Annotated in this window: 18 protein-coding genes; 10 read left to right on the forward strand and 8 right to left on the reverse strand. The window is 63.7% G+C overall.

Annotated elements, in window-relative coordinates:
• Nucleotides 1–13: 13 nt before the first annotated feature.
• The 3 genes from CTR53_RS06795 to CTR53_RS06805 form a co-directional block, all read right to left on the reverse strand.
• On the reverse strand, nucleotides 14–2,332 hold the full coding sequence (locus CTR53_RS06795) for a 3-hydroxyacyl-CoA dehydrogenase/enoyl-CoA hydratase family protein (protein ID WP_290810316.1): 2,319 nt from the start codon (nucleotides 2,330–2,332) through the stop codon (nucleotides 14–16).
• A gap of 22 nt (nucleotides 2,333–2,354) precedes the next feature.
• The gene (locus CTR53_RS06800) at nucleotides 2,355–3,491 is read right to left on the reverse strand and encodes a thiolase family protein (protein WP_290811653.1); all 1,137 of its coding nucleotides are present in this window, start codon (nucleotides 3,489–3,491) and stop codon (nucleotides 2,355–2,357) included.
• Nucleotides 3,492–3,589: 98 nt separating this feature from the next.
• The gene (locus CTR53_RS06805; protein ID WP_290810319.1) at nucleotides 3,590–4,048 is read right to left on the reverse strand and encodes a MerR family DNA-binding transcriptional regulator; all 459 of its coding nucleotides are present in this window, start codon (nucleotides 4,046–4,048) and stop codon (nucleotides 3,590–3,592) included.
• A gap of 166 nt (nucleotides 4,049–4,214) precedes the next feature.
• Here CTR53_RS06805 and CTR53_RS06810 point away from each other — a divergent pair, with 166 nt between their 5' ends.
• From CTR53_RS06810 to CTR53_RS06835, 6 genes are all read left to right on the forward strand, one after another.
• Nucleotides 4,215–4,583 carry a DUF962 domain-containing protein gene (locus tag CTR53_RS06810; RefSeq protein WP_290810323.1) on the forward strand — a complete coding sequence of 123 codons (369 nt, stop codon included), beginning with the start codon at nucleotides 4,215–4,217 and terminating at the stop codon, nucleotides 4,581–4,583.
• A 190-nt stretch (nucleotides 4,584–4,773) separates the two neighbouring features.
• Nucleotides 4,774–5,697, forward strand: a complete 924-nt coding sequence (locus CTR53_RS06815) for a sulfite exporter TauE/SafE family protein (RefSeq protein WP_290810326.1) — start codon at nucleotides 4,774–4,776, stop codon at nucleotides 5,695–5,697.
• On the forward strand, nucleotides 5,694–6,464 hold the full coding sequence (locus CTR53_RS06820) for a TIGR02186 family protein (RefSeq protein WP_290810329.1): 771 nt from the start codon (nucleotides 5,694–5,696) through the stop codon (nucleotides 6,462–6,464). Before CTR53_RS06815 ends, CTR53_RS06820 begins: the two co-directional genes overlap by 4 nt.
• Before the next feature lie 94 nt (nucleotides 6,465–6,558).
• Entirely contained in the window at nucleotides 6,559–7,719 is a 1,161-nt protein-coding gene (locus CTR53_RS06825; protein WP_290810332.1) for an acyl-CoA dehydrogenase family protein, read from the forward strand.
• A gap of 3 nt (nucleotides 7,720–7,722) precedes the next feature.
• A complete protein-coding gene (locus CTR53_RS06830; protein ID WP_290810335.1) occupies nucleotides 7,723–8,982 on the forward strand; it encodes an MFS transporter in 1,260 nt (419 codons plus the stop codon).
• Between the two features lie 137 nt (nucleotides 8,983–9,119).
• Nucleotides 9,120–11,453: a xanthine dehydrogenase family protein molybdopterin-binding subunit gene (locus CTR53_RS06835; protein WP_290810337.1), complete on the forward strand. Its 2,334-nt coding sequence runs from the start codon at nucleotides 9,120–9,122 to the stop codon at nucleotides 11,451–11,453.
• Nucleotides 11,454–11,541: 88 nt separating this feature from the next.
• Here the strand turns inward: CTR53_RS06835 and CTR53_RS06840 are convergent, their stop codons facing one another.
• Nucleotides 11,542–11,991 (reverse strand): response regulator, encoded by a 450-nt coding sequence (locus CTR53_RS06840; RefSeq protein ID WP_290810340.1) that lies wholly within the window; start codon nucleotides 11,989–11,991, stop codon nucleotides 11,542–11,544.
• Between the two features lie 21 nt (nucleotides 11,992–12,012).
• The gene (locus CTR53_RS06845; protein WP_290810344.1) at nucleotides 12,013–13,485 is read right to left on the reverse strand and encodes a CHASE3 domain-containing protein; all 1,473 of its coding nucleotides are present in this window, start codon (nucleotides 13,483–13,485) and stop codon (nucleotides 12,013–12,015) included.
• Between the two features lie 269 nt (nucleotides 13,486–13,754).
• Between CTR53_RS06845 and CTR53_RS06850 the strand changes: the two genes are divergently transcribed.
• The 4 genes from CTR53_RS06850 (at nucleotide 13,755) to CTR53_RS06865 (ending at nucleotide 18,049) form a co-directional block, all read left to right on the forward strand.
• Nucleotides 13,755–14,183, forward strand: a complete 429-nt coding sequence (locus tag CTR53_RS06850) for an NUDIX hydrolase (protein WP_290810347.1) — start codon at nucleotides 13,755–13,757, stop codon at nucleotides 14,181–14,183.
• 81 nt (nucleotides 14,184–14,264) lie between these two features.
• Nucleotides 14,265–15,374, forward strand: coding sequence for a hypothetical protein (locus CTR53_RS06855; RefSeq protein WP_290810350.1), 1,110 nt, complete (start codon nucleotides 14,265–14,267; stop codon nucleotides 15,372–15,374).
• Nucleotides 15,375–16,535: 1,161 nt separating this feature from the next.
• Complete coding sequence (locus tag CTR53_RS06860) at nucleotides 16,536–16,697, forward strand: hypothetical protein (protein ID WP_290810353.1); 162 nt, start codon at nucleotides 16,536–16,538, stop codon at nucleotides 16,695–16,697.
• 47 nt (nucleotides 16,698–16,744) lie between these two features.
• Entirely contained in the window at nucleotides 16,745–18,049 is a 1,305-nt protein-coding gene (locus CTR53_RS06865; RefSeq protein ID WP_290810356.1) for a pentapeptide repeat-containing protein, read from the forward strand.
• A 270-nt stretch (nucleotides 18,050–18,319) separates the two neighbouring features.
• Here the strand turns inward: CTR53_RS06865 and CTR53_RS06870 are convergent, their stop codons facing one another.
• From CTR53_RS06870 to CTR53_RS06880, 3 genes are all read right to left on the reverse strand, one after another.
• Nucleotides 18,320–19,474: a hypothetical protein gene (locus CTR53_RS06870; RefSeq protein WP_290810359.1), complete on the reverse strand. Its 1,155-nt coding sequence runs from the start codon at nucleotides 19,472–19,474 to the stop codon at nucleotides 18,320–18,322.
• A gap of 71 nt (nucleotides 19,475–19,545) precedes the next feature.
• Nucleotides 19,546–21,192 carry a glucose-6-phosphate isomerase gene (pgi, locus tag CTR53_RS06875; RefSeq protein ID WP_290811656.1) on the reverse strand — a complete coding sequence of 549 codons (1,647 nt, stop codon included), beginning with the start codon at nucleotides 21,190–21,192 and terminating at the stop codon, nucleotides 19,546–19,548.
• A 35-nt stretch (nucleotides 21,193–21,227) separates the two neighbouring features.
• On the reverse strand, nucleotides 21,228–22,868 hold the full coding sequence (locus CTR53_RS06880; RefSeq protein WP_290810361.1) for an alpha-D-glucose phosphate-specific phosphoglucomutase: 1,641 nt from the start codon (nucleotides 22,866–22,868) through the stop codon (nucleotides 21,228–21,230).
• Nucleotides 22,869–22,870: the final 2 nt, after the last annotated feature.

Consider the following 22,870-nt stretch of genomic DNA (forward strand, 5'->3'; position numbering starts at 1 on the left):
CAGAATCGCTGCGTCAGTTACGCAGCGGCTTGCCCTTGGTCAGCATGTGTTCGATACGGTCGAGCGTGGCGCTGGTCTTGATCAGCGCCATGAAATTCTCGCGCTCGAGTTCCAGCAGCTTCTTCTCGGTGATCACCTCGGTGATATCGGTCTTGCCGCCCGACACTACATTGGCCAGCGCACCGGAGACGACCACATCGTGCTTCGTCGCCTTGCCCTGCTGGTGGAAGCCTTCCACCGCCAGGCTCATCGCTGCTTTGGCCGTGGGGCCCGGCAGGCTGATCTCCACCGGCACCGGCGGCTTGTAGTCTTCCGCCAGCTTCAGCGCCTTGGCCTTGGCATCGGCCAGCAGGCGGCGGCGGTTCATGGTGATGCCGTCGCCGTCGCGCAGGATCAGCATGTCGCGCGCTTCCATCGCCGAGGTCGCGACCTTGGCCGTGGAAATCGCCTCGAACACCTGGGCCAGCGCCGGCATCGGACCGCCGGGGCGACGCTTGTTGGTGATCGCGCGGGTGATCAGCTCTTTGCAGCCGCCCCAGCCCGGGATGACGCCGACACCGACCTCGACAAGACCCATATAGCTTTCGGCATGGGCCTGGATCGCATCGGAATGCAGCGTGATCTCGCAGCCACCGCCCAGCGCCATGCCGGCCACCGCCGACACGACAGGGAAGGGCGCGTATTTCAGCTTCATATAGGCATCCTGGCCTTCGCTGATGCCCTGCTCGATGGCGGGCCACATGGCGATATTGGCCTGGAACAAGGCAATACCGACATTGGCGCCGACCGAGAAGTTGTCCGCGTCACTGCCGATGATCAGCGCCTTGAAGCCCTTTTTGTCGATCTTGCCGGCTTCCTTCACCATCGCGATGATGTCGGCATCCACCGCATTCATCTTGGTGTGGAATTCCAGGCAGGCGACACCGTCGCCGACATCCCACAGGCTGGCGCCGCGGTTGGACGCGATCGGCTGCTTGCCGCGCTTGATGTCGGCCAGCATCCAGGCATCGGGCGCCACCACGATCTCGGCATAGTCGCCCTTGGTGGTGAGCTGGTAGGTCTTGCCGTTCTCTTCCTTGTAAAAGGGCCGGCCGGCGGCGACTTCCACCATCTTGGGGATCGGCATTCCGGCGGCCTTGAGCTTGTCGGCAAACCACTGCGTGCCGAGCTGGTCGATCTGCTCGAACGGCCCGAATTTCCACGCGTAACCGGTCTTCATGGCCAGATCGACGGAAAGAATATCGTCGACGATCTCCGGCACCAGGTCGGCGGCGTAGCTCAGCACGCGGCTGGCGACGCCCCAAGCATACTGGCCGCCCTTGTCGGGATGTTCGACCAGGCTGCGCAGGCCTTTCTTCGCCACCTTGGCGGAGGCGAGATTGGCTCGCTTCACGGCGCGGTAGTCGCCGGTCTTGAGGTCGAGCGCTTCCTTGCCGCGGGCGCGATAGAAGCCGCCCTTGCCCTTGCGACCGGTATAGCCGTCCTTGATCATCTTCTGCATCAAGGCGTTGAGCGGATGATCCGCCTTGTAGAACTGCAGCAGCGGATCGGTCTTGGGCAGGGTCTTCAGCATCGAGCCGACCACATGGGGGCCGAGATCGATGCCGGTGAGATCGGCGAGGCCGAAAATGCCGGTCTTGGGAATGCCCATCGGCTTGCCGACGATGCTGTCGGCTTCCTCCACCGTCAGCCCCATGTCATAGGCCAGTACAGTGGCGACCGTGGACCAGTAGATGCCGATGCGGTTGGCGATGAAACCCGGGCGGTCCTTGCAGTCGATCACTTCCTTGCCGAGCTTGACGTCGCCGAACTTGCGCAGCGCATCGATCACGGCGGGCTTGGTCCTGGGGCCCTTCACCAGTTCGAACAGGCGCATGTAGCGCGGCGGGTTGAAGAAATGCGTCACCGCGAAATCGGCCGCGAAAGAGTCGGGCAGGCCTTCGGTCAGCAGGTCGAGCGGGATCGTCGAGGTATTGGAGGTGACGATCGAGCCTTTCTTGCGCTTCTCTTCCAGCTGCGCATAGAGCTTCCGCTTCAGCTCGACATTCTCGATGATCGCTTCGCAGATCCAGTCCACATCGGCCAGCTTGTCGAGGTCGTCTGCCAGATTGCCCGGCGTGACCAGTTTCGCGACCTTCGGATGCATGAAGGGCGCGGGTTTGGTCTTTAGCATCTTGTCGATGGCGCCCTTGGCGAGCGCACTACGGTCATTCGCGCCCTGAGGCACAATATCCAGCAGGATCACCGGAATGCCGGCATTGGCGACATGGGCGGCGATGCCGGACCCCATGACGCCGGCACCGATCACCGCAACTTTCTTGATCTCGGTCATGATCTGACTGCTCCGGTGCGACTTAGACGGCTTCCAGAACGGTGGCGATGCCCTGACCGCCGCCGATGCACTGGGTGGCCAGCGCGAACTGCTTGCCTTCGCGCTTCAGCAGCGACGCGGCCTTGCCGGTGATGCGTGCGCCGGTGGCGCCCATCGGATGGCCCAGCGCGATGGCGCCGCCATCGAGATTGACCTTCTTCATGTCGTATTTGGCCTCGGCGACGCAGGCCAGCGCCTGGGCGCCGAAGGCTTCGTTCAGTTCGATGATGTCGATATCGCCCAGCTTGAGTCCGGCGCGTTCCAGCGCCTTCTTCGTGGCCGGCACCGGGCCGATACCCATCATTTCCGGCGCGCAGCCGGCGACGGCGACCGACTTGATGCGGGCCAGAACCTTGAGGCCATGCGCCTTGGCGAAATCTTCCGAACAGACCAGCGTGGCCGAGGCGCCATCGGTCAGCGGCGACGAGGTGCCGGCGGTGACGGTGCCCTTTTCATCGAAAGCCGGATTCAAGCCGGCGAGGCCTTCCGCCGTGGTGTCCGGGCGGATGCAGCCGTCCAGTTCGACGCGGTTGTTGCCATCGACGATGGCGACGATCTCGTCTTTCAGCTTGCCGGCCTTCTGCGCGGCGAGCGCCTTGGCGTGGCTTTCGACGGCCATCTGCTCCTGCGCCTTGCGGTCAATGCTGTATTTCCTGGCCAGGTTCTCAGCCGTAATACCCATCGAGACATAGGCCTGCGGATACTCCTGCAGCAGCTTGGGGTTCGGCAGGGTGTTGAAGCCGCCCATCGGCACCCGGGTCATGCTTTCGACGCCGGCGCAGATGAAAGCCTCGCCGGCATTCATCTGGATGGCGCCGGCGGCCTGGTGGATGCTCTGCATCGACGAACCGCAGAAGCGGTTCACCGTGGTGCCGGCCGCATCCTGCGGAATGCCGGCCAGGAAGCTGATCAGGCGGGCGACGTTCAGGCCCTGCTCACCCTCGGGGAAGGCGCAGCCCACGATCACGTCCTCGATCGCCTTCGGGTCAACGCCGGTGCGTTCGATCAGGGCTTTCAGCACCTGCGCGGTGAGATCGTCGGGGCGAACCTTGGCCAGCGCACCCTTGCGGGCCAGCGTGAAAGGCGAGCGGGCATAGCCGGCGATCACCACGTTGCGCATCATGACGATGTCTCCTTAGCGGGAACGGATAGATATGGGTTCGATAGACGAAAGTTCGAACCGGCGCCGGCATGCGGCGCCGGGTGTTCGGCCGGGCCTTATTCGGCGACGGCGGCGTATTCGGGCGTGGTGCGGCTCTGCACGAATTCCTTGAAGGACTGCGTGGCCGGACGGTCGCGGTTCAGCTTCAGGAAGTCGTCCAGGATACGGACATCCTGCTTCAGCTGGGTGATGGCGTCCTCGATATCCTGTCGCTGGGTTTCCAGCGCCGAGAGACGGTCGCGCGAGCGCTTCAGCGTGAGCGTCAACTGTTCGACGCGGCCATCGCCCAGATCGTAGAGGTCGATCATCTCACGAATCTCGGCCAGGCTGAAACCCAGGCGCTTGCCGCGCAGGATCAGCAGCAGGCGGGCACGGTCGCGCTTGGCGTAAACGCGCATCATGCCTTGGCGACTGGGATGCAGCAGCCCCTTGTCTTCATAGAAGCGGATGGCGCGCGGCGTCACTTTGAATTCATGCGCCAGATCAGTGATCGTGTAGGTCTTGTTATCCGACACGGTAAGCCCTCCCTTAAGGCTTGTTTCTCATCTTGGTTGGAGTCTTAGTTTCCGCTTACGTCAACGTCAATCTGAATCTCAGTTGCCTGCTTATTTTTAGAAAAATACTGGAAAACGGCGAATTATGATCGTACACTGAGCGCTGAGGCAATCGGAGGAAACCACTATGTCCGACAATCGGATAAAGAGCTACGGTGAATTCTGGCCGTTTTACCTGCGCGAGCATGCCAAGCCGGTTACCCGGGCCTGGCATTACTTCGGCACCACGCTGGCGCTGCTCAGCCTCGCTGCCCTGATCGTCACCGGCGACTGGCCCTGGCTGCTGGGCGCGCTGCTGATCGGTTACGGGCCGGCCTGGATCGGGCATTTCTTCGTCGAGAAGAACAAGCCGGCCAGTTTCAAATACCCGCTCTGGTCCTTCATCTCTGACTTCCGCCTGTATTTCAGCTTCCTCTCGGGCCGGCTGGGCAGCGAACTGGAGCGGGCGGGGGTGCCGGCGGGGATGGGGCATAACAGCCAGACCAAAATGAGCTGATCCGGAGCGGCCGGACAGTCAGATCGGCGTTGCGCCGAGTCGGCGCCGCCCGCGGGTCTGTTTGCGCGGGAAAGTCACACAATCGCAAGGATTGCCGTGGCAGTTTGGCGCCAAGGCTTTATAAGAAAATTGGTCTTCACAAGCAGATGAAGCCGCAAGCCGCGTAGCGTCGTCAGGGTCCGGCACAATTATGCAAATCTACCTGCCCATCGCAGAGTTGTCGGTCAGCATCTGGTTGCTGCTCGGCCTCGGCGGGGCGGTCGGCTATCTCTCCGGCCTGTTCGGCGTCGGCGGCGGCTTCCTGCTCACGCCGCTGCTGATCTTCATCGGCGTGCCGCCGCCGGTCGCGGTGGCGACTTCGGCCAACCAGGTGGTGGCGGCCAGCGTTTCGGCGGTCTACGCGCATTGGCGCAAGGACAATGTCGATTTCAAGATGGGGACCATGCTGCTGCTTGGCGGTCTCGTCGGCTCCAGCTTCGGTGCCTATCTCTTCGCGGTGCTCAAGCGTATCGGCCAGCTCGATGCGGTCATCGCGCTCTCCTATGTGATCATTCTCGGCACCATCGGCGGCATGATGCTGACCGAAAGCATCCGCGCGCTGCGCGCCAAACCCGGCGCCCAGCCGGTGGTGCGGCGCAAACGGCTGAACGACCATGCCTTCATCCGTGCGCTGCCGTTCAAGATGCGCTTCCGCAAGTCGCAGCTCTATATCAGCCTGCTGATGCCGGTCAGCCTCGGTTTCCTGGTCGGTATTCTGGCTGCCATCATGGGTGTCGGCGCCGGCTTCCTGCTGGTGCCGGCGATGATCTACCTGCTCGGCATGCCGACCGCCATCGTAGTCGGCACGTCGCTGTTCCAGATCATCTTCGTCACGGCGAATGTGACGATGCTGCATGCGATCACCACGCAGACGGTGGACGTGACGCTGGCGCTGATGCTGCTGGTCGGTTCGGTGATCGGCGCCCAATACGGCGTGCGCCACGGTGCGCGGCTGCGCGGCGAACAGATCCGCGGCCTGCTGGCCGCCCTGGTGCTGGCCGTCGCCATCGCGCTCGCCATCGACCTGATCCTGCCGCCGGACGATCAGTTCTTCCTTGAACTGGGACCGAGATGAAGGGCTTCGCCTTCATCCTGGTGCTGCTATGCGCAGGCGAAGCCTTCGCGCAGGCGACGCCGAATGCGCCGCGCGGTCCGGCGCCGGCGGACTCGCCGCTGATCACGGATCTGTCCTCGCATCTGATCGCCATCACCTCCAGCTTCACCGGCACGGATCTGCTGCTGTTCGGCGCCATCGACGAACCGGGCGAGGTGGTGGTGGTGGTGCGCGGGCCCACTGCCACATCAGTGGTGCGGCGCAAGCGGCCGACGCTCGGCTTCTGGCTGACGCGGCGTTCGGAGAGCTACGATAACGTGCCCTCCTATTATGCCGTGGCGAGCAGCAAGCCGCTGCAGGACATCGCGCCCGTCAACCTGCTGCAACGCCTGCAGATCGGGACGGAGAATCTGCGCTTCCGTTATCTGGGTGCGCGCCGGCCTGAGGATGTCGCGCATTATCACCAGGCGGTCATCCGGCTGAAAACCCGCGACGGACTCTATCGCGAGAATATCGGCGCCATCGATTTCCTCGGTCCCAAGCTGTTCCGCACCGCGATCAGCTTTCCCTCCACCGTTCCCGTCGGCACCTACCAGACCGAAGTCTATCTGATCCGCGACAACCGTATCATCGCCGCGCAATCGACGCCGCTGTTCATCGACAAGCAGGGCATCGAGCAGGAGGTCTACGACTTCTCGCGTCAGGAACCTGCGGTTTATGGTCTGGTTGCGGTGCTGCTCGCGGTCTTCGCCGGCTGGCTCGCGGCGGTGGTCTTCCGCCGCGGTTGACGCTGCGGAGGGGTGAGTTTGCATGCTGCCGCTTGCGCCGGTCGATGATTGTGCCAAGTTTGCGCCAGACCTTATGGAAGAGTGAGTGCCTCCGATGGACAAGGATACGCTGGACCAGACCCGGCGCGAGCTGCGCCGTTTCGTGCGCGAAAAGCTGGTCCCCCTCGAGAAGCAGGTTGCCGACGAAGATCGCATCCCCGACGAGATTCGCCGCAGCTTCGCGGAGATGGGTCTTTACGGCATTTCCATCCCGGAGGAATTCGGCGGTCTCGGTCTGGCGATGGATGAGGAGGTCGAACTGGTTTTCGAACTCGGCTGGACCTCGCCGGCCTTCCGCAGCCTGTTCGGCACCAATGTCGGCATCGGCAGCCAGGGCATCCTGATCGACGGCACGCCGGAGCAGAAGCAGGCCTGGCTGCCGAAGCTGGCCAGCGGCGAGGTCACGGCGTCCTTTGCGCTCACCGAACCCGAAGCCGGCTCGGATGCTGCCAGTGTGAAGACGCGCGCCGAGAAGCAGGGCGATCATTACATCGTCAACGGCACCAAGCGTTTCATCACCAACGCGCCGCATGCCGGCATCTTCACGCTGATGGCGCGCACGGATCCGAACAACAAGGGTGCCGGCGGCGTGACGGCCTTCATCGTCGAGGCAAAGACACCGGGCATTACCATCGGCAAGCCGGACAAGAAGATGGGGCAGCGCGGTTCGCATACCGCAGACGTGATTTTCGACAACGCGAAAGTTCCTGCCGCCAATATCATCGGCGGCAAGGAAGGTCAGGGTTTCAAGACCGCGATGAAGGTGCTGGATCGCGGCCGGCTGCATATCTCGGCGATGTGCGTCGGCGCCGCCGAGCGCCTGATCCATGAATCGGTCAGCTATGCACGCGACCGCAAGCAGTTCGGCCAGGCCATCGCGGAATTCCAGCTAATCCAGGCCATGCTGGCCGACAGCCGCACCGAAGCCTATGCCGCGCGCTGCATGGTGCGCGATGCGGCCCGGCGCTATGCCGCCGGCGAGACTGTCTCGCTGGAGGCCAGTGCCTGCAAACTGTTCGCCTCCGAGATGGTCGGCCGCGTGGCCGACCGCGCGGTGCAGATCCACGGCGGCTCGGGTTATATCCAGGAATTCGCCGTCGAGCGCTTCTACCGTGATGTGCGGCTGTTCCGGCTATATGAAGGCACCAGCCAGATCCAGCAGCTGGTGATCGCCAAACAGATGCTGCGCCAGGCCGAAGCCGGACAGGACGCCTAAGCGATGCCGGAAGACGGATCATCCAGGCAGAGCGCGACGCGCACGGCAGTCATTCTTGTCGGCCTCTGTTTTCTGCTGAATATGCTGTCGCGCGGCAGCGGTGAGACCTTCACCACTTTCCTGCTGGCGCTGACGGCGGAATTTCAGGCCAATCGCGCCGATGTGGCCGGCATTTATTCGCTGCAGATGCTGCTGGCTGGCCTCTGCGCGCCGGTCGCGGGTTACTGCTTCGACCGCTTCGGGCCGCGAAGCATCTATATCGGTGGCATGCTGCTGCTGGTGGCCGGCCTGCTGCTCGCGTCCTTCGGCAACGCGGTCTGGCAGCTTTATATCTATATCAGTATCGGGGTCGGCGGCGCGGCGGCCTTCCTTGGCAATGCCCCGCATTCGGCATTGCTGGCGCGCTGGTTCGAAGGCGGCAGCCTGTCGCGTGCCATGAGCGTGGTCTTCGCTGCGATGGGCATCGGATCGCTGCTGCTGGTGCCGTTGGCACAGTATGCGATCGAGACGCTGGGCTGGCGTAATGCCTATCGCATCCTGGCTGGTATCGTGCTGCTGGCGATGCCGGCGCTGTTACTGGTGTCCTGGCCGACCGTGCAGGTCGGTCGCGTGCTGCCGCCCAAACTCAGAGCCTCGGACGGCGACGTCGCCGAGACGGTGGCCGTTATCGAATGGACCATCGGCCGCGCCATGCGCAATCCGGCCTTCTGGGGGCTGGCGTCGGTGTTCTTCTTTACATCGGCCGGCATGTTTTCCGTGATGGTGCAGGCGGTCGCCTATCTGGTCGAACTGGGTTATGCGCCGCTCAAGGCTGCGTCGATCTACGGCATTGTCGGCGTGCTGACGCCGCTCGGCATCCTTGGCTTTTCCTGGCTGGACGTGCGGATCGGCCGGCACAGTTCGGCGGCGCTGTCCTATGCTTTCAGCCTGTCCGGACTGGCGGCGCTCTGGGCGCTCAAGCTGTGGCAATCACCGCTGATGCTGTGGACATTCGTGCTGCTGGTCGGGCTCTCGTTCGGTGCCCGCGGCCCGCTGGTGGGCGCCACCGCGGCGCGGATTTTCCACGGGCCCCGCTTCGGCATGATCTTCGGCACCATGATGGTGGGCAGCGGCCTTGGCGTCGGCTCCGGCACCTTCATCGGCGCCATCCTGCACGATCTCACCGGCGGCTATACCGCGGTCTTCCTGTTTTCCGGGGTCTGCGTGCTGCTGGGCGCCATGCCGTTCTGGACCTACAGCGCCCTGCGCCGCTTCGGACCATAGGCACCTGACGGAACCTATTGAACCGGTGCATTTCCGCGGGTTGAAAGCAGGGGCGGAATCCCTATCATTCTGCAAAACCGCCCCCAGAAACGCGGCCCGGCAAGATGGGTCGTGTCTTCCCTGAAAGGACTGCCCGCATGACCAAGTTCGGCCAGAGCCAGCCGGTTCGCCGTGTCGAGGACCAGCGTTTCATCACCGGCAAGGGGCGGTATGCGGATGATATCAGCCTGCCCGGCATGGTGCATGGCGTGTTCCTGCGCTCGCCGCATGCCCATGCCAAAATCCTCAAGATCGACACCACCGAAGCGAAGCAGGCGCCCGGCGTGCTGGCGGTCTACACCGCTGCCGATCTTACGGCGGCCAATATCGGCCTGTTGCCCTGCGCGATCCCGCTGAAGAATCGCGATGGCTCGATGCGTGCCGATCCGCCGCGCCCGGCGCTGGCCGACGGCATGGTACGGCATGTCGGCGATCCGGTCGCCTTCGTGGTGGCCGAAACGTCGGGGCAGGCGCGCGATGCCTCCGAACTGATCGAGGTGGATTACGATGCACTGCCGGCCGCCGCCAATCTCGCCACTGCCATGGATGCGGGCCAGCCGCAGATCTGGCCCGAAGCGCCGAACAACCGCGCCTTCGACTGGGAAATCGGCGACAAGACCAAGGTCGATGCGCTGTTCGCCGGCGCCGCCAGGACCGTGAAGCTGACGCTGGAAAACAACCGGATTATCGTGGCCTCGATGGAGGCGCGGGTCTCTCTCGCCGCCTTCGACAGGCAGACCGGCCGCTTCGCGCTGCACGTGCCCACCCAGGGCGTGTGGGTGCTGAAAAAGACGCTGGCGAAGATCTTCAATCTGCCGGAAGAGAAATTCGCCGTCTTTACCGACGATGTCGGCGGCGGCTTCGGCATGAAGATCTTCATCTATCCCGAACAGGTGCTGACGCTGTTTGCCGCCCGCGCACTGGGTCGTCCGGTCAAGTGGACCTCGGAACGCAGCGAGGCCTTCCTGACCGATACGCATGGCCGCGCCAATCTCACCCATGCCGAGATGGCGCTCGACAAGGACAACCACTTCCTGGCGCTGCGCGTGCATAATATCGCCGATATGGGTGCGTATCTTTCGACCTACGCGCCGATGATCCCGACCATGGCTGGCACCAAGGTGCTCAGCTCGGTCTATCGCTTCCAGGCCGTGCATGCCCGCGTTGAAGGCGTGTTCACCAATACCGTGCCGGTCGATGCCTATCGTGGCGCCGGCCGACCGGAATCGAACTACATCATGGAGCGGCTGATCGACATCGCTGCGCGCGAGCTGAAAGTCGACCGCGCCGAATTGCGGCGCAGGAACTACATTCCGTCCGATGCCTTCCCCTGGACCAGCGCGATGAACCTGGTCTACGACTCCGGCGATTTCGCCAATACCTCGGAGACCGCGCTCAAGGCGATCGACTGGGCCGGTTTCGAGACGCGTCGCGCGGCATCCGCCAGGCGCGGCCTGCGTCGCGGCATCGGCATGGCCTACTATCTCGAAGCCACCGGCGGTGCGCCGACCGAACGTGCCGAAATCCGCTTTGCCGAAGATGGCTTCGTCGATGTCTATGTCGGCACGCAGTCGACCGGCCAGGGCCATGAAACCGCCTATACCGGTATCATCTCTGAATTGCTCGGCGTCGGCGCCGACCGCATCCGCATCCGCCAGGGCGACAGCGACATGATCCCGACCGGTGGCGGCACCGGCGGTGCCCGTTCGCTCTATTCGCAGGGTGGCGCGCTGCTCTCCACCAGCGAGGCGGTAATCGAGAAGGGCAAGACGCTGGCCGCCGACATGCTGGAAACCTCTGCCGGCGACATCGAGTTCGCCGCCGGTCGTTTCGCCGTGGCCGGCACGGATCGCGGCGTCGGCATCATGGAGGTGGCCTCCGAGGCGCGTAAACGCGCCGGCGTCGGCTATGAGCAGGCTGCCGGTCTCGATACCGCCACCGATCATCCGATCCAGGCGATCACCTTCCCCAATGGCTGCCATGTCTGCGAGGTCGAGATCGATCCGGCCACCGGCATCGCCCAGGTGGTGCGCTATGTGGTGGCCGACGATATGGGCCGGGTGATCAACCCCACCATCGTGAAGGGCCAGATCCATGGCGGCGTGGTGCAGGGCGTCGGCCAGGCGCTGTACGAGCATGTCGTCTATGACAATGACGGCCAGCTGCTGACCGGCAGCTTCACGGATTACTGCCTGCCGCGCGCCGACAATTTCCCCGAGATCGAAGTGCATCTCTGCGAAGTGCCGTGCAAGACCAATCCGCTCGGTGTGAAGGGCGCGGGCGAGGCGGGCGCGGTCGGCTCGGCGCCGGCCACGATCAGCGCCGTCGTCGATGCGCTGGCCGATCTCGGTGTCACCCATGTCGACATGCCGGCCACGCCGCAGAAGCTGTGGCGGATCATCAACGAGCGGCAGGCCCAGGCTGCGGAATAACCGCTGTGCGCCGATGAATCGAAAGGGCGGCCGGATTGCTTCGGCCGCCCTTTTCTTATCCGCGGATGGTCGGTGCAGGCTTTGCCGTTCACGCCTTGCCGTTCTCTGGTACCTGCATCACGGTGAAGAACAGGCCAAGCTGACGGATCGCCTGGGCGAAATGCTCGTAGTCGACCGGCTTGGTGACATAGACGTTGCAGCCCAGATCGTAGCAGCGCTGGATCTCGCGCTTGTCGTCAGTGGTGGTCAGCACCACGACGGGGGTCATATGCAGTCCCTGGCTCTGCTTGATCTTCTGCAGGATATCGACGCCCGACATGTCGGGCAGATTCAGATCGAGCAGGATCAGCAGGGCCTCGCCCTTGTGCTCTCGCCCGTTGCCGTCGCTCCCCAGCAGAAAGCCGAGCGCATCGGTTCCGGTCGTGAATGGCTTGATCTCATTGTTGACGCCGGCGCGACGGATATTCTTCTCGATCAGCCGTGCATGGCCTTCGTCGTCCTCGATCATCACGATCGTCACTGGAGTCTGGTCGGGCATGTGCTTTTCCTCTTGGCGAGGCTAAGCAGTCCATCGTTTGGGTAAAATTATCGTAAAGGTAGTGCCCTGTCCGAGGTCGCTGTCGACGCGGATGGTGCCGCCGAGGCGACGCACCATGGTGCGGACATGGGCAAGGCCTATGCCCTCGCCGGGCCGGTCCTGTACGCCGGCGCGACGAAACAACTCGAAGATACGCTCATAGTCTTTCGCATCGACACCACGGCCGTTGTCGGCGACGCGAATCACGGCGAAGGCGCCGCGTTCCTCAGCATCGATGCGGATCCGCACCGGCCGGTCGTTGCTGCGGTATTTGATCGCATTGTCGAGCAGATTGGAGAAAATCTGCTCCAGCGCCAGCCGGTCGCTGGCGATATCCGGCAGTGCGCCGACTTCGATCTCGCCGTCAATTTCCTGCAGGCGGTGCGCCACATCCTTTGCCATTGAGGTGAGCAGTGCACCGAGCGAGATCGGCTGCGGCGTGAATTCGCGGCGGCCGGCGCGTGACAGGCCGAGGATCGCATTGATCAGGCGGTCCATCTTGGAGATCGAGTTCTTGATGAAGCCCAGCGCCTCGGTCACCTCGCGGCGTAGCTGCGCGCGCTGTTCCGGAGTCGGCGGCGTATCGCTGAAAATATCCGGCTGCAGCGCCTCGAGTTCGCTGGTGAAGCCCATGATGTTGACCAGCGGCGAGCGCAGGTCATGGCTGACGATGAAGGCGAAGCGCTGGATTTCGTCATTGGCTTCACGCAGGTCGGCTGTGCGTTCGGCAACCCGTTCTTCCAGGCCGCGATTGGCGGCTGCCAGTTCGGTATGCGCCGCGGCAAGCTGCACATTGGCCTGTGCGGCCTGTTCACTTCTTTTGCGAATCTGGGTGATCGAGGCCAGGGCCAGCACCGCGATGGTCAGGCCGCCGGCGAAATTCACGACGAAGAGAATGATATTGGTGCGGTCGGAATATTCCTGGCGATCCTGCAGCAATGCCCGTTCGTCGTTCAGCATCGCGAAGATGCGCGCCAGCACCTCGTTCATCGTCTCAAGGCCGGCATTCGAGCGCAGCATCGCCTGCAGCTCGCGGTCGCGGCCGGCCTGCTTCAGGACCAGCGCCTGCTCCATTTCGTCCAGCTTGCGCTGCACCAGCGGTTTCAGAACCTCCAGCTTTTCGATCTGCTCCGGATTGTCGGAGATCAGGTGTTCCAGTTCGGGCTGGATTTCAAACAGGCGGCGGCGGCCGGACTCGTAGTCGTTGAGGTAAGCGGGATCGGCGGTCAGCAGGAAGCCGCGCTGGCCGCTTTCGGCCCGACGCAGCGCACCCTGATAGGTGATGATGGCGGAATTGACCTCAAGCGATTGGGCGACGGTTTCCGAGGCGCGGTCGGATTCGCGCGCCAGCCAGAGCGAGGTCAGGCTCATTGTCACCAGCACGACAAAGCCGGCGACCAGCAGGGCAAGCTGGATCGGAATGCGGTTTCGGGTGAAGGGCAGGGAGAGGCTCATGCGCGCGATGCAGTCCTAACCTTTTGATTTCATTATCACTGCATGGCGCAGTCGGTCTTCCCGGGCAGAGTCCGTAAGCCCTGGAATCTGCTGTACAACGCAGAGTCTGCGCTTTCAACCTGAATTGCCGCTGGCCACCCGCCACAACCCCGATGATTTCTTTCAACGCTGCGCCTGCCGGAAAGTTCGCGTCTCCGGGTCGGGTTGGTCCTGTGCCGGGCATCTCGTATCGTGGCGATCCGAGTCCGAGTCCCGATGGAGATGTCCGCATGCCGCGCGAATACCCCCCGAACCCGCTGGTTGGGCTTGGTGCCATCGTCTGGAAGGATGGGCGGGTGCTGATGGTTCAGCGCGGCAATCCTCCGCGCGCCGGCATCTGGAGCCTGCCCGGCGGGGCACAGCATCTGGGCGAAACCGTGCAGGCCGGCATCCATCGCGAGATCGCCGAAGAAACCGGGGTGACGATCGAACTGCTCGGCCTGGTCGATGTCATCGACTCGGTCCAGCACGATGCCGCCGGCCGCGTACTCTACCACTATACGATCATCGACTTTGCGGCACGCTGGGTGGCCGGCGAGGCTGTCGCGGGCGACGATGCGGCCGCCGTGGCCTGGGTCGCCCCGGCCGATCTGCATCGCATGGACCTGTGGGACGAGACCATAAGGGTGATCGAAAAATCACGTGAATGGCTGGCCTGACCCCCAGCCGGGTCATTTGCTCGGTACCCGCCTTGTGGTTTATTAGGGGCAGGGTTTTCGCTATCTATCGTCGGGTAAAGGATGAATTTCCCCAGGGGGTCGGCGTCGCAATTCCAGCCCGCGAAATTCGAAGAGCGCGGGACGGCAGTTGCTTTCACCACGCCGGCGCTGAGCCAGGCGCGCGCGCGTATGGACAGTCGCGACAATCTGGAACTGACGGTTGCCGCCTTCTCCGGCGTGAAGGGCAATTACGTCATCCGCTGGAAGGACGTGCCCGAGATTTTCCAGCTCACCATGCACGACCGCGCCCTGCAGGAAGAAATCTTCAAGAAGAATTCCTGCCTGCCGCCCGATGTGCGCATGGCGACGCTGGAGACGGCACGTACCGGTCTGGCCGGTCCCGAAGCGCAGAAGAGCGCCGAGGAAGCCATCACCGAGGAGGAAAACGAAATCCTCCTCACCCGCTATTTTCTGTTCAAGACGGCGCTGGAACGGCTGTCCGGCGGCCAGATGAATCTGCATGTGTCGGATTTCACCTCCACTTCCGGTCGCGACCGTATCCGCTCCGGGCTGGGCGAGATCGCCAAGAAGCTCGGCACCAATGCCAACGAACTCTACGACCGGCTGGAGCGCTGGGGCCTGTTCATTGCGCCGCTCGGCATGGCCGGCATGCCCAAGGAAAGCCGGCTGCGTCGTCTGATCAGCGGCATTACCAACCTGGCCCAGTCGCTGAACCACTGGGCCGATACCGACAAGTCCGAGGCTGCCGACCTGGCCCGCGGCATCGCCAGGGTCGCCTATTTCACCGAAGACTTCGCCCGCGACCTGGCTGCGGCCTCGGTGCGGCCAGTCGAGTATGCCGAGCGTGTCCTGTCCAACTGGGAGAAAGCGACGGAGACGCTGCAGCGCGATATCAGCCGGCTGTGGTGGACCGTAGACGGATGGGAATTCATCCTGCTGCTGTGGAAAGACGCCGAGGACCGCGATCGCGACGCCCAGCGCGCGGCGGTAACGGAAATTTATCGAGTTCTTCCCATCATCCCCGATAAGGAAGCCGCCAACAGGCCGAATCTGGCGGCGATGCAGGAGAGTACGCGCATGCAGGTGCGCGCTCTTGAGGGGTGGAATTCCGGCTCGCTCGATATCGAGATGGTCCGGCGCGTCGAGAACGTGAAGCGGAAACGGATATGACCGATCTTGCATCCGAGCTGCGCGACATCGAGCGCAAGCTGTTCGAAATTCCCGACGAGAAGGTGGCACAGCTCACCCTGCTCATCGAACGTTCGCGTGCCGTCGTGCTTTCGGCGGCTTTGGCCGATGCCGCGCTGGGTACGCTGCGGCCGCGACTGGCCAAGACCCGGCCGCCGCGCCATCTGACGCTGCAGCGCATTTTCTGCCATCCCTTCGAAGACCTGCTGATCCTGCCCGAAGACGGCGACAAGCAGTTCGGCCGCATCTCGCGCGCTTCGCTGGCCCCCTGCTGGGAATTCGTCGTGCAGTGCCTGGACCAGTCTTCGGTCAAGGAACTGGAAGCATCCGTGCGCACCTCGACCGCGCCCGCCATCGGCGCCAGCGCCGATCCGCGCATTCCAAAACTCGGCGCGACGCTGTGGGGCATCGCCGCGCGCCGCCTGCGTGAGGAAGTCAGCCTGGCCGACAGCGATCCCGCCCACCGCGCCGGCCTGGTGACCAGACTGGGCAGCGAAACCGCCTATCTCGACCTCGTCGACATGATGTGCGTGCTGGAGATCGCCGCGGCGCTGGAAGCCTTGCGCGACGAGATGTCGCCCAAGCCGGTCGGCAAACTGCTTGAAGCCCAGGTCGAAGCCATTCGCGAAGGTTATACTGCGCTCTGCAGCAGCGGTGCCGGGCTGCCGGGCTACATGATCGCCTTCATCCTGGCCCGCCTGAGCGACCCGTTCCAAGCATTGCCGATTTTTGACGGCATGGGCGATATGCCGACCGGCATCGCCGATCTCAAGCCGGGCCAGTATGCCCGCCGCATGATCGCCGGTGACTCCAAGCGTTTCTTCAAGTCGATCGGCCGCGCCGATGCCGGCAAGATGGAAGCCGGCAATATTGCCGGCATGGTCGACGATTTCGTGGTGATNNGGCGTGCTGGCCGGTGCCGATGCCAAGGTGCTGGATGCGCTGGCGGCGCCGACCTTGATCGAGCCGGGTCAGGAAGCCGCCGTCAAGGAAGCGATCTTCAACGCGAAGCTGCAGGCAGAAGATCGTGTCTATGCAATTCAGAAAGTGGCCAAGGTGGCCAGCGGCATCGGTGCCGACAAGGATGTCGGCGACACGCTGAAGCAGCTTGGCGGCCAGATCGAACAGGGCGGCGGTACGCTGGTGGCCGATATCAAGGCCGGCAAGCTTGACGGTATCGGCAAGGATGCCGCCAAACAGCAACTCTATGGCGCCGTGCGTATGCTGGAGCTTGTCAGCGGCAGTGTTCCTGCGGCCAAGCTTATGAAAGACGGCCTCGCCGCCATTGAAAAAATGCCGGCCTGAAGCCATCTGACTCCTTGCGCGCCCTGCGGGGCGTATCAAGGAGATGCATGTCGGCCAGCCAGAGCGATCCGGGCAAAAGTGGTCAGAGCGCACCTGCTCCCGTCGAAACGGGCACGGTCCGCAAGAAACTGACTCAGGCTGAAATCAACAAAGCGATCAAACTTCATCAGGATTACCGCAACGGTGTATTCGGCGGACGGCGCGCCGTGTTTTCCTTCCAGGATCTGGAAGGAATGATGTTTGCCGGCGCCAATCTCTCCGACGCGGATTTCACCGGAGCGGCGCTGCATGGCGCCAGCCTGGGTGGCTCCAACCTCGATCGCGCCGTTCTGTTCGGTGCCGATCTGCGCATGGTCAATCTGGCCGGCGCCAGCCTGGTGCGTGCCGATCTGCGCGGTGCCCTGCTGCAGGGCGCCAATCTGACCCAGGCCAATCTCTACGACGCCGATCTGCGCGACGGCATGATTGCCGAACGCGACGCCAGGACACGCGACATCCGCAATCTGCAGTTCAAGACCGGCGCAGCTGATCTGCAGGGCGCGGCGATGCGGGGCGCCAACCTGTCGAAGGCGCGCATGGGCGGCGTGGTGGCACAGCATACCGATTTCACCGATGCGATCATGGTGGGCTGCAATCTGGTACGGGCCAATCTGGCGCATGCCAACCTGACCAACGCCGACCTGTCCGGCGCGGATCTCTCCGGCGCCAGCCTGAAGGGCGCCACGCTGACCAATGCGGTGCTGACCGACGCCAGGCTGCAGATGGCCGATCTGAGCGGCGCGAATACCGCCGGCATGCTGGGCGACAAGCCGGCCGGCAAGTCGCTGGACGAACTGGGGATGACGCCGGAAGAAGCGCTACGCCTGCATGCGCTCTGGGTGACGAGCGGCGGTGCGGAAGGCAGGGCGGTCGATTTCAGCGGCTTCGACCTGCGCAAGATCGGCAGCCTCTACAAGGCGCAGCTCACCGGCCTGGTGGCGGCCAATGCGGTTTTCTTCGGCCTCAATCTGGAAGGCGCGGCCATGCAGGGTGCGCGACTGGCCGATGCGGACTTCCGCAACTGCCGTCTTGCCGGTGCCGATCTGCGCGGTGCCAGCCTGAAGGGTGCCAATCTTTCGCATGCCGATCTGCGCCAGGTTGATCTGCGGCCGCTGGTGGTGGCGGAAACGCGCAGCTTCCCCAGTCATCTCGACAAGGCCAATCTGCGCCATGCCGATCTGCGCGGCGCCCGCCTGAATCAGGCTGTGCTGCTGGAGGCCGATCTGCTGGAAGCCAATCTGGCGGATGCCCAGATCGAGGGCGCGGATTTCACCGGTGCGGTCGGCGTGAAGGGGCTCGCGCCGCCGGCCTGAGACCTTGATTGTCTTTTCTCGAAAATAATGCTAATATTCCTATATTCGTGAACATGTGTTCACGCTCGCGCCACTAAAAATGCGCGCGCCTGTTGGACATCGTGGATAGGAAATCAATGGCTTGGCACATGATGTCAAAGGCTTAGCCGGGATTTAACGGGCCGAAACAGGACGAAACGGGTCGAAACAGGCTCAAACGGGACATAACTGGCCCCGAATGGGACGGAACTGGCCCTTGAATGGCCTGCAACGGGCGCAAACTGGCCGGACTTAGCCTGCGGTGGGGCGCCGGAAGGCAGCTTTCGGATCGTACGGTGTCGGCTCGGCGGTGAAGCCGGCCAGGTCGGCGCTGGCAAGGCCCAGCATCAGCGGCTCGCAATTCTCCCGGTCCACTGTCACCCGTGCATTGAACGCCTGATGCGTGTAGCCGTGCTTGTCGCCGATGCGATACACCGTCGGCCCCGATTTGTCGCCCGGGCTGGTGGTGCGGCTGCGCAGGCCGAGCAGGCTGGCATGACCGACGTCCAGACCTGAGAGACCGGCAGCGATCTGTTCGGCACGCGCCAGGAATCCGAAGGTTTCGATACTGCCGGCGGTACCGCCCAGCTCGCGCTGGAACTGGCCGATCAGGATCTGGCCGGGCAGCGCCTTGGCGATGATGCGCGCCAGCGTGATGGTCACTTCGCCGACGATATATTCGAACCCGCGCGGCGTGGTGCCTTCCACCTGGTGATAGGAGAAATGGCTGCCGACGGCAAAAGCGGCGCGCAAGGTCGGCACCAGTTTCGCATTGCCCTTCTGCCGCGCCAGCGCATTGTCGGCCAGGATCAGCAGCAGTGCGAGCCAGCTGCGCAGATCGGCATCCGGGCCTTCGCTGCGGTTCCAGACATAGAAGCCGTCGCCGACGGTGGAACGTGCCAGTTCGGTGCGCAGGCCCGCCTGGTTCAGGCGCTTCGCGGCCGAGTTGATCGAATATTCCAGCGACGACAGCTGCGCCACCTGTTCCAGCGGCGAATGTTTCGAGAAGCTGACGATGTCGAACAGGATGACGGCGCGGCTTTCGGTGGCGCTGATCGTGTAGCGCTTCACCAGATTCTCGATCAGCAGCGGACTGACTTCACCCTTCGCCGTGCCGACCGTGAAGGGCAGGTCCATGGTCAGCGGGCGGGCCCGCAGCAGCTTGCAGGTTTCGGCGAAATTCGCCGCATCCATCAGTCGCCGGCCGCGCACCAGCCGTGGCAGCTCTTCGGCGCTGCCGAGCACCGTATAGGGTTCGGAAAAACAGAAGCTGGCGCGACTGCCTTCATGGCTCCAGCCCGCCACGATGGTCTTGCCCAGTCGCCAGGAGGAATGCAGGACGAAATCGATCTCCCGCATGCCCTGTCGTACGGCATCCTGCTGGCGTGCCGCATCGGCTTCGCTCATGGCGACAGCACTCGCATATTGTCGAAAACCCCAAACCTGCCCGCCGCCCCACCGCGACAGACAGTTGCAGACTACGACCGGGGCTGGCTGCGCGCCAGTACGATCATGCCCGCGGTGGCGCTGTCATGCGTGTGTTGCACCGAGGGATCGGTCAGTTCTTCCAGGATCGGCTTGGCCAGTTGCTTGCCCAGCTCGACGCCCCACTGGTCGAAGGAATTGACGCCCCAGACGATGCCCTGCACGAAAATCTTGTGCTCATACAGGGCGATCAGCATCCCGAGGTGGTAGGGATCGACCTGGGGCAGCAGCACGGTGGTGCTCGGGCGGTTGCCGGCAAACACCTTATGCGATGCCAGCGCCGCCACCTTCGCGTCGTCGGCGCCCTCGGCGCGCAGTTCCGCCTCGGCCTCGGCGCGGGTCTTGCCGCGCATCAGCGCTTCGGCCTGGGCAAAGGCATTGGCCAGCAGCATCTCGTGATGCCTGCCCTGCGGATAGCGCGATTGCAGCGGCACGACGAAATCGGCCGGAATGGTTTGCGGGCCCTGATGCAGCAGCTGGTAGAAGGCATGCTGGCCGTTGGTGCCCGGTTCGCCGAACACGATCGGCCCGGTCTGGAAGCCGAGCGGACGGCCCCAGCGGTCGACGCCCTTGCCGTTGCTCTCCATGTCCGCCTGCTGCAGATACGGTGCCAGTTTCGACAGGCCCTGGTCGTAGGGCAGCACGGCCAGCGCGGACGAGTTCAGGAAGTTGACGTTCCAGATGCCGGCCAGCGCCATCAGCACTGGCAGGTTCTCGTTCAGCGGCGCGGTGCGGAAATGGTGGTCCATCGCATGCGCGCCATCCAGCATCAGGCGGAACTTGTCCATGCCGATGCCGAGCGCCACCGGGAAGCCGATCGCCGACCACAGCGAATAGCGACCGCCGACCCAGTCCCAGAACTGCAGCACCTGCTCGGGCCGGATTCCGAACTTGCCCGGCACCGTGGTGTTGGCCGACAGGCCCATGAAATGCCGCGGCCAGTCGATGATGCCGGGACCGAGCTTTTCCTGCAGCCAGGCCCGTGCCGTTCCGGCATTGGCCATGGTTTCCTGTGTGGTGAAGGTTTTCGAGGCCACCACGAACAGCGTGGTTTCGGCGTCGCATGTCTGCAGCACGCGCGCGATATCGGCGCCGTCCACGTTGCTGACGAAGTGAATATCGATATCGGGCAGCTTGTCGGGGCTGAGCGCCTCCAGCGCCATGCGCGGGCCGAGATCCGAGCCGCCGATGCCTATGGCGACCACGCTCCTGAACGGCTTTTCGGTGATGCCGCGCCAGGTGCCGCCGCGGATCGCATCGATGATCTCGCCCATGCGCTGCAATTCGCCCTGCACCAGCGCCACGATGTCGGTGCCGTCGACGTTCAGGCTGGCGCCGGCGGGCAGGCGCAACGCGGTATGCAGCACCGCGCGGTCCTCGGTGGTGTTGACCTTCTCGCCGCTCAGCATGCGGTCGCGCCAGGTTTCCACTTCGGCGGTTTTGGCCAGATCGAGCAGCAGGTCGAGCGTCTCGGTTTCGATGCGCTGACGCGACAAATCGAGCAGCATGTTGCCGCAACGGAAAGAGAATGTCTCGAAACGCTTGTCGTCGGCCGCGAACAGGTCGCGCAGTTGCCGCGTGCGCGTGGCGCTGGCATGGGCGGCAAGGGCGCGCCAGGCGGGCGTCTGATCGATTGGCATCGGCAGCGACATGGTTCCTCCGACGGTTGCCGGTCTTACGTGATCACATCGGGCGCAGCACGCCCAGTGATTTTGCGAAGACCGGTCTGCGCTTCTGCGAAATCGATCAGCGGCTGCAGCCGCGACTGCACGTCGTCGGCCTGTTTCGCCGGATCGGCGTCGTAAAGTTCGAAATACAAACGCACGGTGGCGCCTTCGGTGCCCGTGCCCGACAGTCGCGCGATCAGCCGGGCCTGTTCGCCGCAAATCACCCGCAGCCCCTGGCCCTTGCTCTCGCTGCCATCCACCGGGTCGCGATAGGCGAAATCGTCGGCCGCCGTGATCGCCATGTTGCCGATCTTCTGGCCGGGCAGGGCAGGCAGATTGGCGCGCAGGCGGTTCAGGGCCTCCGTGGCCTGTCTGGCATCGACGGCTTCGTAATCATGCCGGCTGTAATAATGCCGGCCGTAGCGCTTCCAGTGCTGCTGCAGGATCGACAGCACGGTCTCGCCGGGTTTTGCGGCCAGCAGGTTGAGCCAGAACAGCACCGCCCAGAGGCCGTCCTTCTCGCGCACATGATCCGAACTGGTGCCGTAGCTTTCCTCGCCGCAGAGTGTGATGTGGCCCGCATCCAGCAGGTTGCCGAAGAACTTCCAGCCTGTCGGCGTCTCGAAACATTCAAGTTTCAGTGCGCGCGCCACCGCATCCGGCGCGCGGCTGGTCGGCATCGAGCGGGCCACGCCGGCAATGCCTCTGGCATAGCCCGGCGCCAGTGTCGCATTGGCGGCCAGCACGGCGAGGCTGTCGCTCGGTGTGACGGCGATGCCACGGCCTAAGATCATGTTGCGGTCGCCATCGCCGTCGGAGGCGGCAGCGAAATCCAGTTCGCCGTCCAGCACCGCGGCCTTGTACAGCTCCGGTGCATAGACCGGGTTGGGATCCGGATGTCCGCCGCCGAAATCCTCCAGCGGCTCGGCATTGATCACGCTGCTTTCTGGCGCGCCCAGCATCTCGACGAGAAGCCGCTTGGCGTAAGGCCCGGTCACCGCATGCATGGCGTCGAAGCGGAAGCGGAAATCCTTGCGCGCCAGCAGCGCACGAATGACGTCGAAATCGAACAATCCGCCCAGCAGCGCGGCATAATCGTCGACCGGATCGATCACCGTCACGGTCATGTTGCCGATCTTGCGGTTGCCGGTTTTATCTAGGTCGATCTCGCCATCTATATCGACAATGCGGTAATGCCGGATCATCTGTGTGTGCTGGTAGATTGCCTCGGTCACGGCCTCCGGCGCCGGACCGCCATTGGCGATGTTGTATTTGATGCCGAAGTCGCCGTCCGGGCCGCCCGGATTGTGGCTGGCCGACAGCACCAGGCCACCACGCGCACGATGGCGCCGGATCACAGCGCTGGCGGCGGGTGTGGAAAGAATACCGCCCTGGCCAACCAGCACGCGGTCGATGCCGTTGGCGGCTGCCATGCGCAGGATGGTCTGGATCGCCGCGCGATTGAAGAAGCGGCCGTCGCCGCCCAGCACCAGCGTACCGCCCTGTAACTCCGGCGCGCAGTCGAACACCGCCTGCACGAAGTTCTCCAGATAGCCCGGCTGCTGGAAGACCGTCACCTTCTTGCGCAGGCCCGATGTGCCGGGCTTCTGCCCTTCGAAGGACGGCGTGGCGACTTCACGCAAACTCATGG

The organism is Ferrovibrio sp., assembly GCF_002796975.1.
Classification (GTDB): domain Bacteria; phylum Pseudomonadota; class Alphaproteobacteria; order Ferrovibrionales; family Ferrovibrionaceae; genus Ferrovibrio.

Excerpts from the sequence above, each read along its gene's own strand:
- CTR53_RS06795 (WP_290810316.1), bottom strand. The coding sequence starts at position 2,332 with ATGACCGAGATCAAGAAAGTTGCGGTGATCGGTGCCGGCGTCATGGGG.
- CTR53_RS06800 (WP_290811653.1), bottom strand. The coding sequence starts at position 3,491 with ATGCGCAACGTGGTGATCGCCGGCTATGCCCGCTCGCCTTTCACGCTG.
- CTR53_RS06810 (WP_290810323.1), top strand. The coding sequence starts at position 4,215 with ATGTCCGACAATCGGATAAAGAGCTACGGTGAATTCTGGCCGTTTTAC.
- CTR53_RS06815 (WP_290810326.1), top strand. The coding sequence starts at position 4,774 with ATGCAAATCTACCTGCCCATCGCAGAGTTGTCGGTCAGCATCTGGTTG.
- CTR53_RS06820 (WP_290810329.1), top strand. The coding sequence starts at position 5,694 with ATGAAGGGCTTCGCCTTCATCCTGGTGCTGCTATGCGCAGGCGAAGCC.
- CTR53_RS06825 (WP_290810332.1), top strand. The coding sequence starts at position 6,559 with ATGGACAAGGATACGCTGGACCAGACCCGGCGCGAGCTGCGCCGTTTC.
- CTR53_RS06830 (WP_290810335.1), top strand. The coding sequence starts at position 7,723 with ATGCCGGAAGACGGATCATCCAGGCAGAGCGCGACGCGCACGGCAGTC.
- CTR53_RS06835 (WP_290810337.1), top strand. The coding sequence starts at position 9,120 with ATGACCAAGTTCGGCCAGAGCCAGCCGGTTCGCCGTGTCGAGGACCAG.
- CTR53_RS06840 (WP_290810340.1), bottom strand. The coding sequence starts at position 11,991 with ATGCCCGACCAGACTCCAGTGACGATCGTGATGATCGAGGACGACGAA.
- CTR53_RS06845 (WP_290810344.1), bottom strand. The coding sequence starts at position 13,485 with ATGAGCCTCTCCCTGCCCTTCACCCGAAACCGCATTCCGATCCAGCTT.
- CTR53_RS06850 (WP_290810347.1), top strand. The coding sequence starts at position 13,755 with ATGCCGCGCGAATACCCCCCGAACCCGCTGGTTGGGCTTGGTGCCATC.
- CTR53_RS06855 (WP_290810350.1), top strand. The coding sequence starts at position 14,265 with ATGAATTTCCCCAGGGGGTCGGCGTCGCAATTCCAGCCCGCGAAATTC.
- CTR53_RS06865 (WP_290810356.1), top strand. The coding sequence starts at position 16,745 with ATGTCGGCCAGCCAGAGCGATCCGGGCAAAAGTGGTCAGAGCGCACCT.
- CTR53_RS06870 (WP_290810359.1), bottom strand. The coding sequence starts at position 19,474 with ATGAGCGAAGCCGATGCGGCACGCCAGCAGGATGCCGTACGACAGGGC.
- pgi (WP_290811656.1), bottom strand. The coding sequence starts at position 21,192 with ATGCCAATCGATCAGACGCCCGCCTGGCGCGCCCTTGCCGCCCATGCC.
- CTR53_RS06880 (WP_290810361.1), bottom strand. The coding sequence starts at position 22,868 with ATGAGTTTGCGTGAAGTCGCCACGCCGTCCTTCGAAGGGCAGAAGCCC.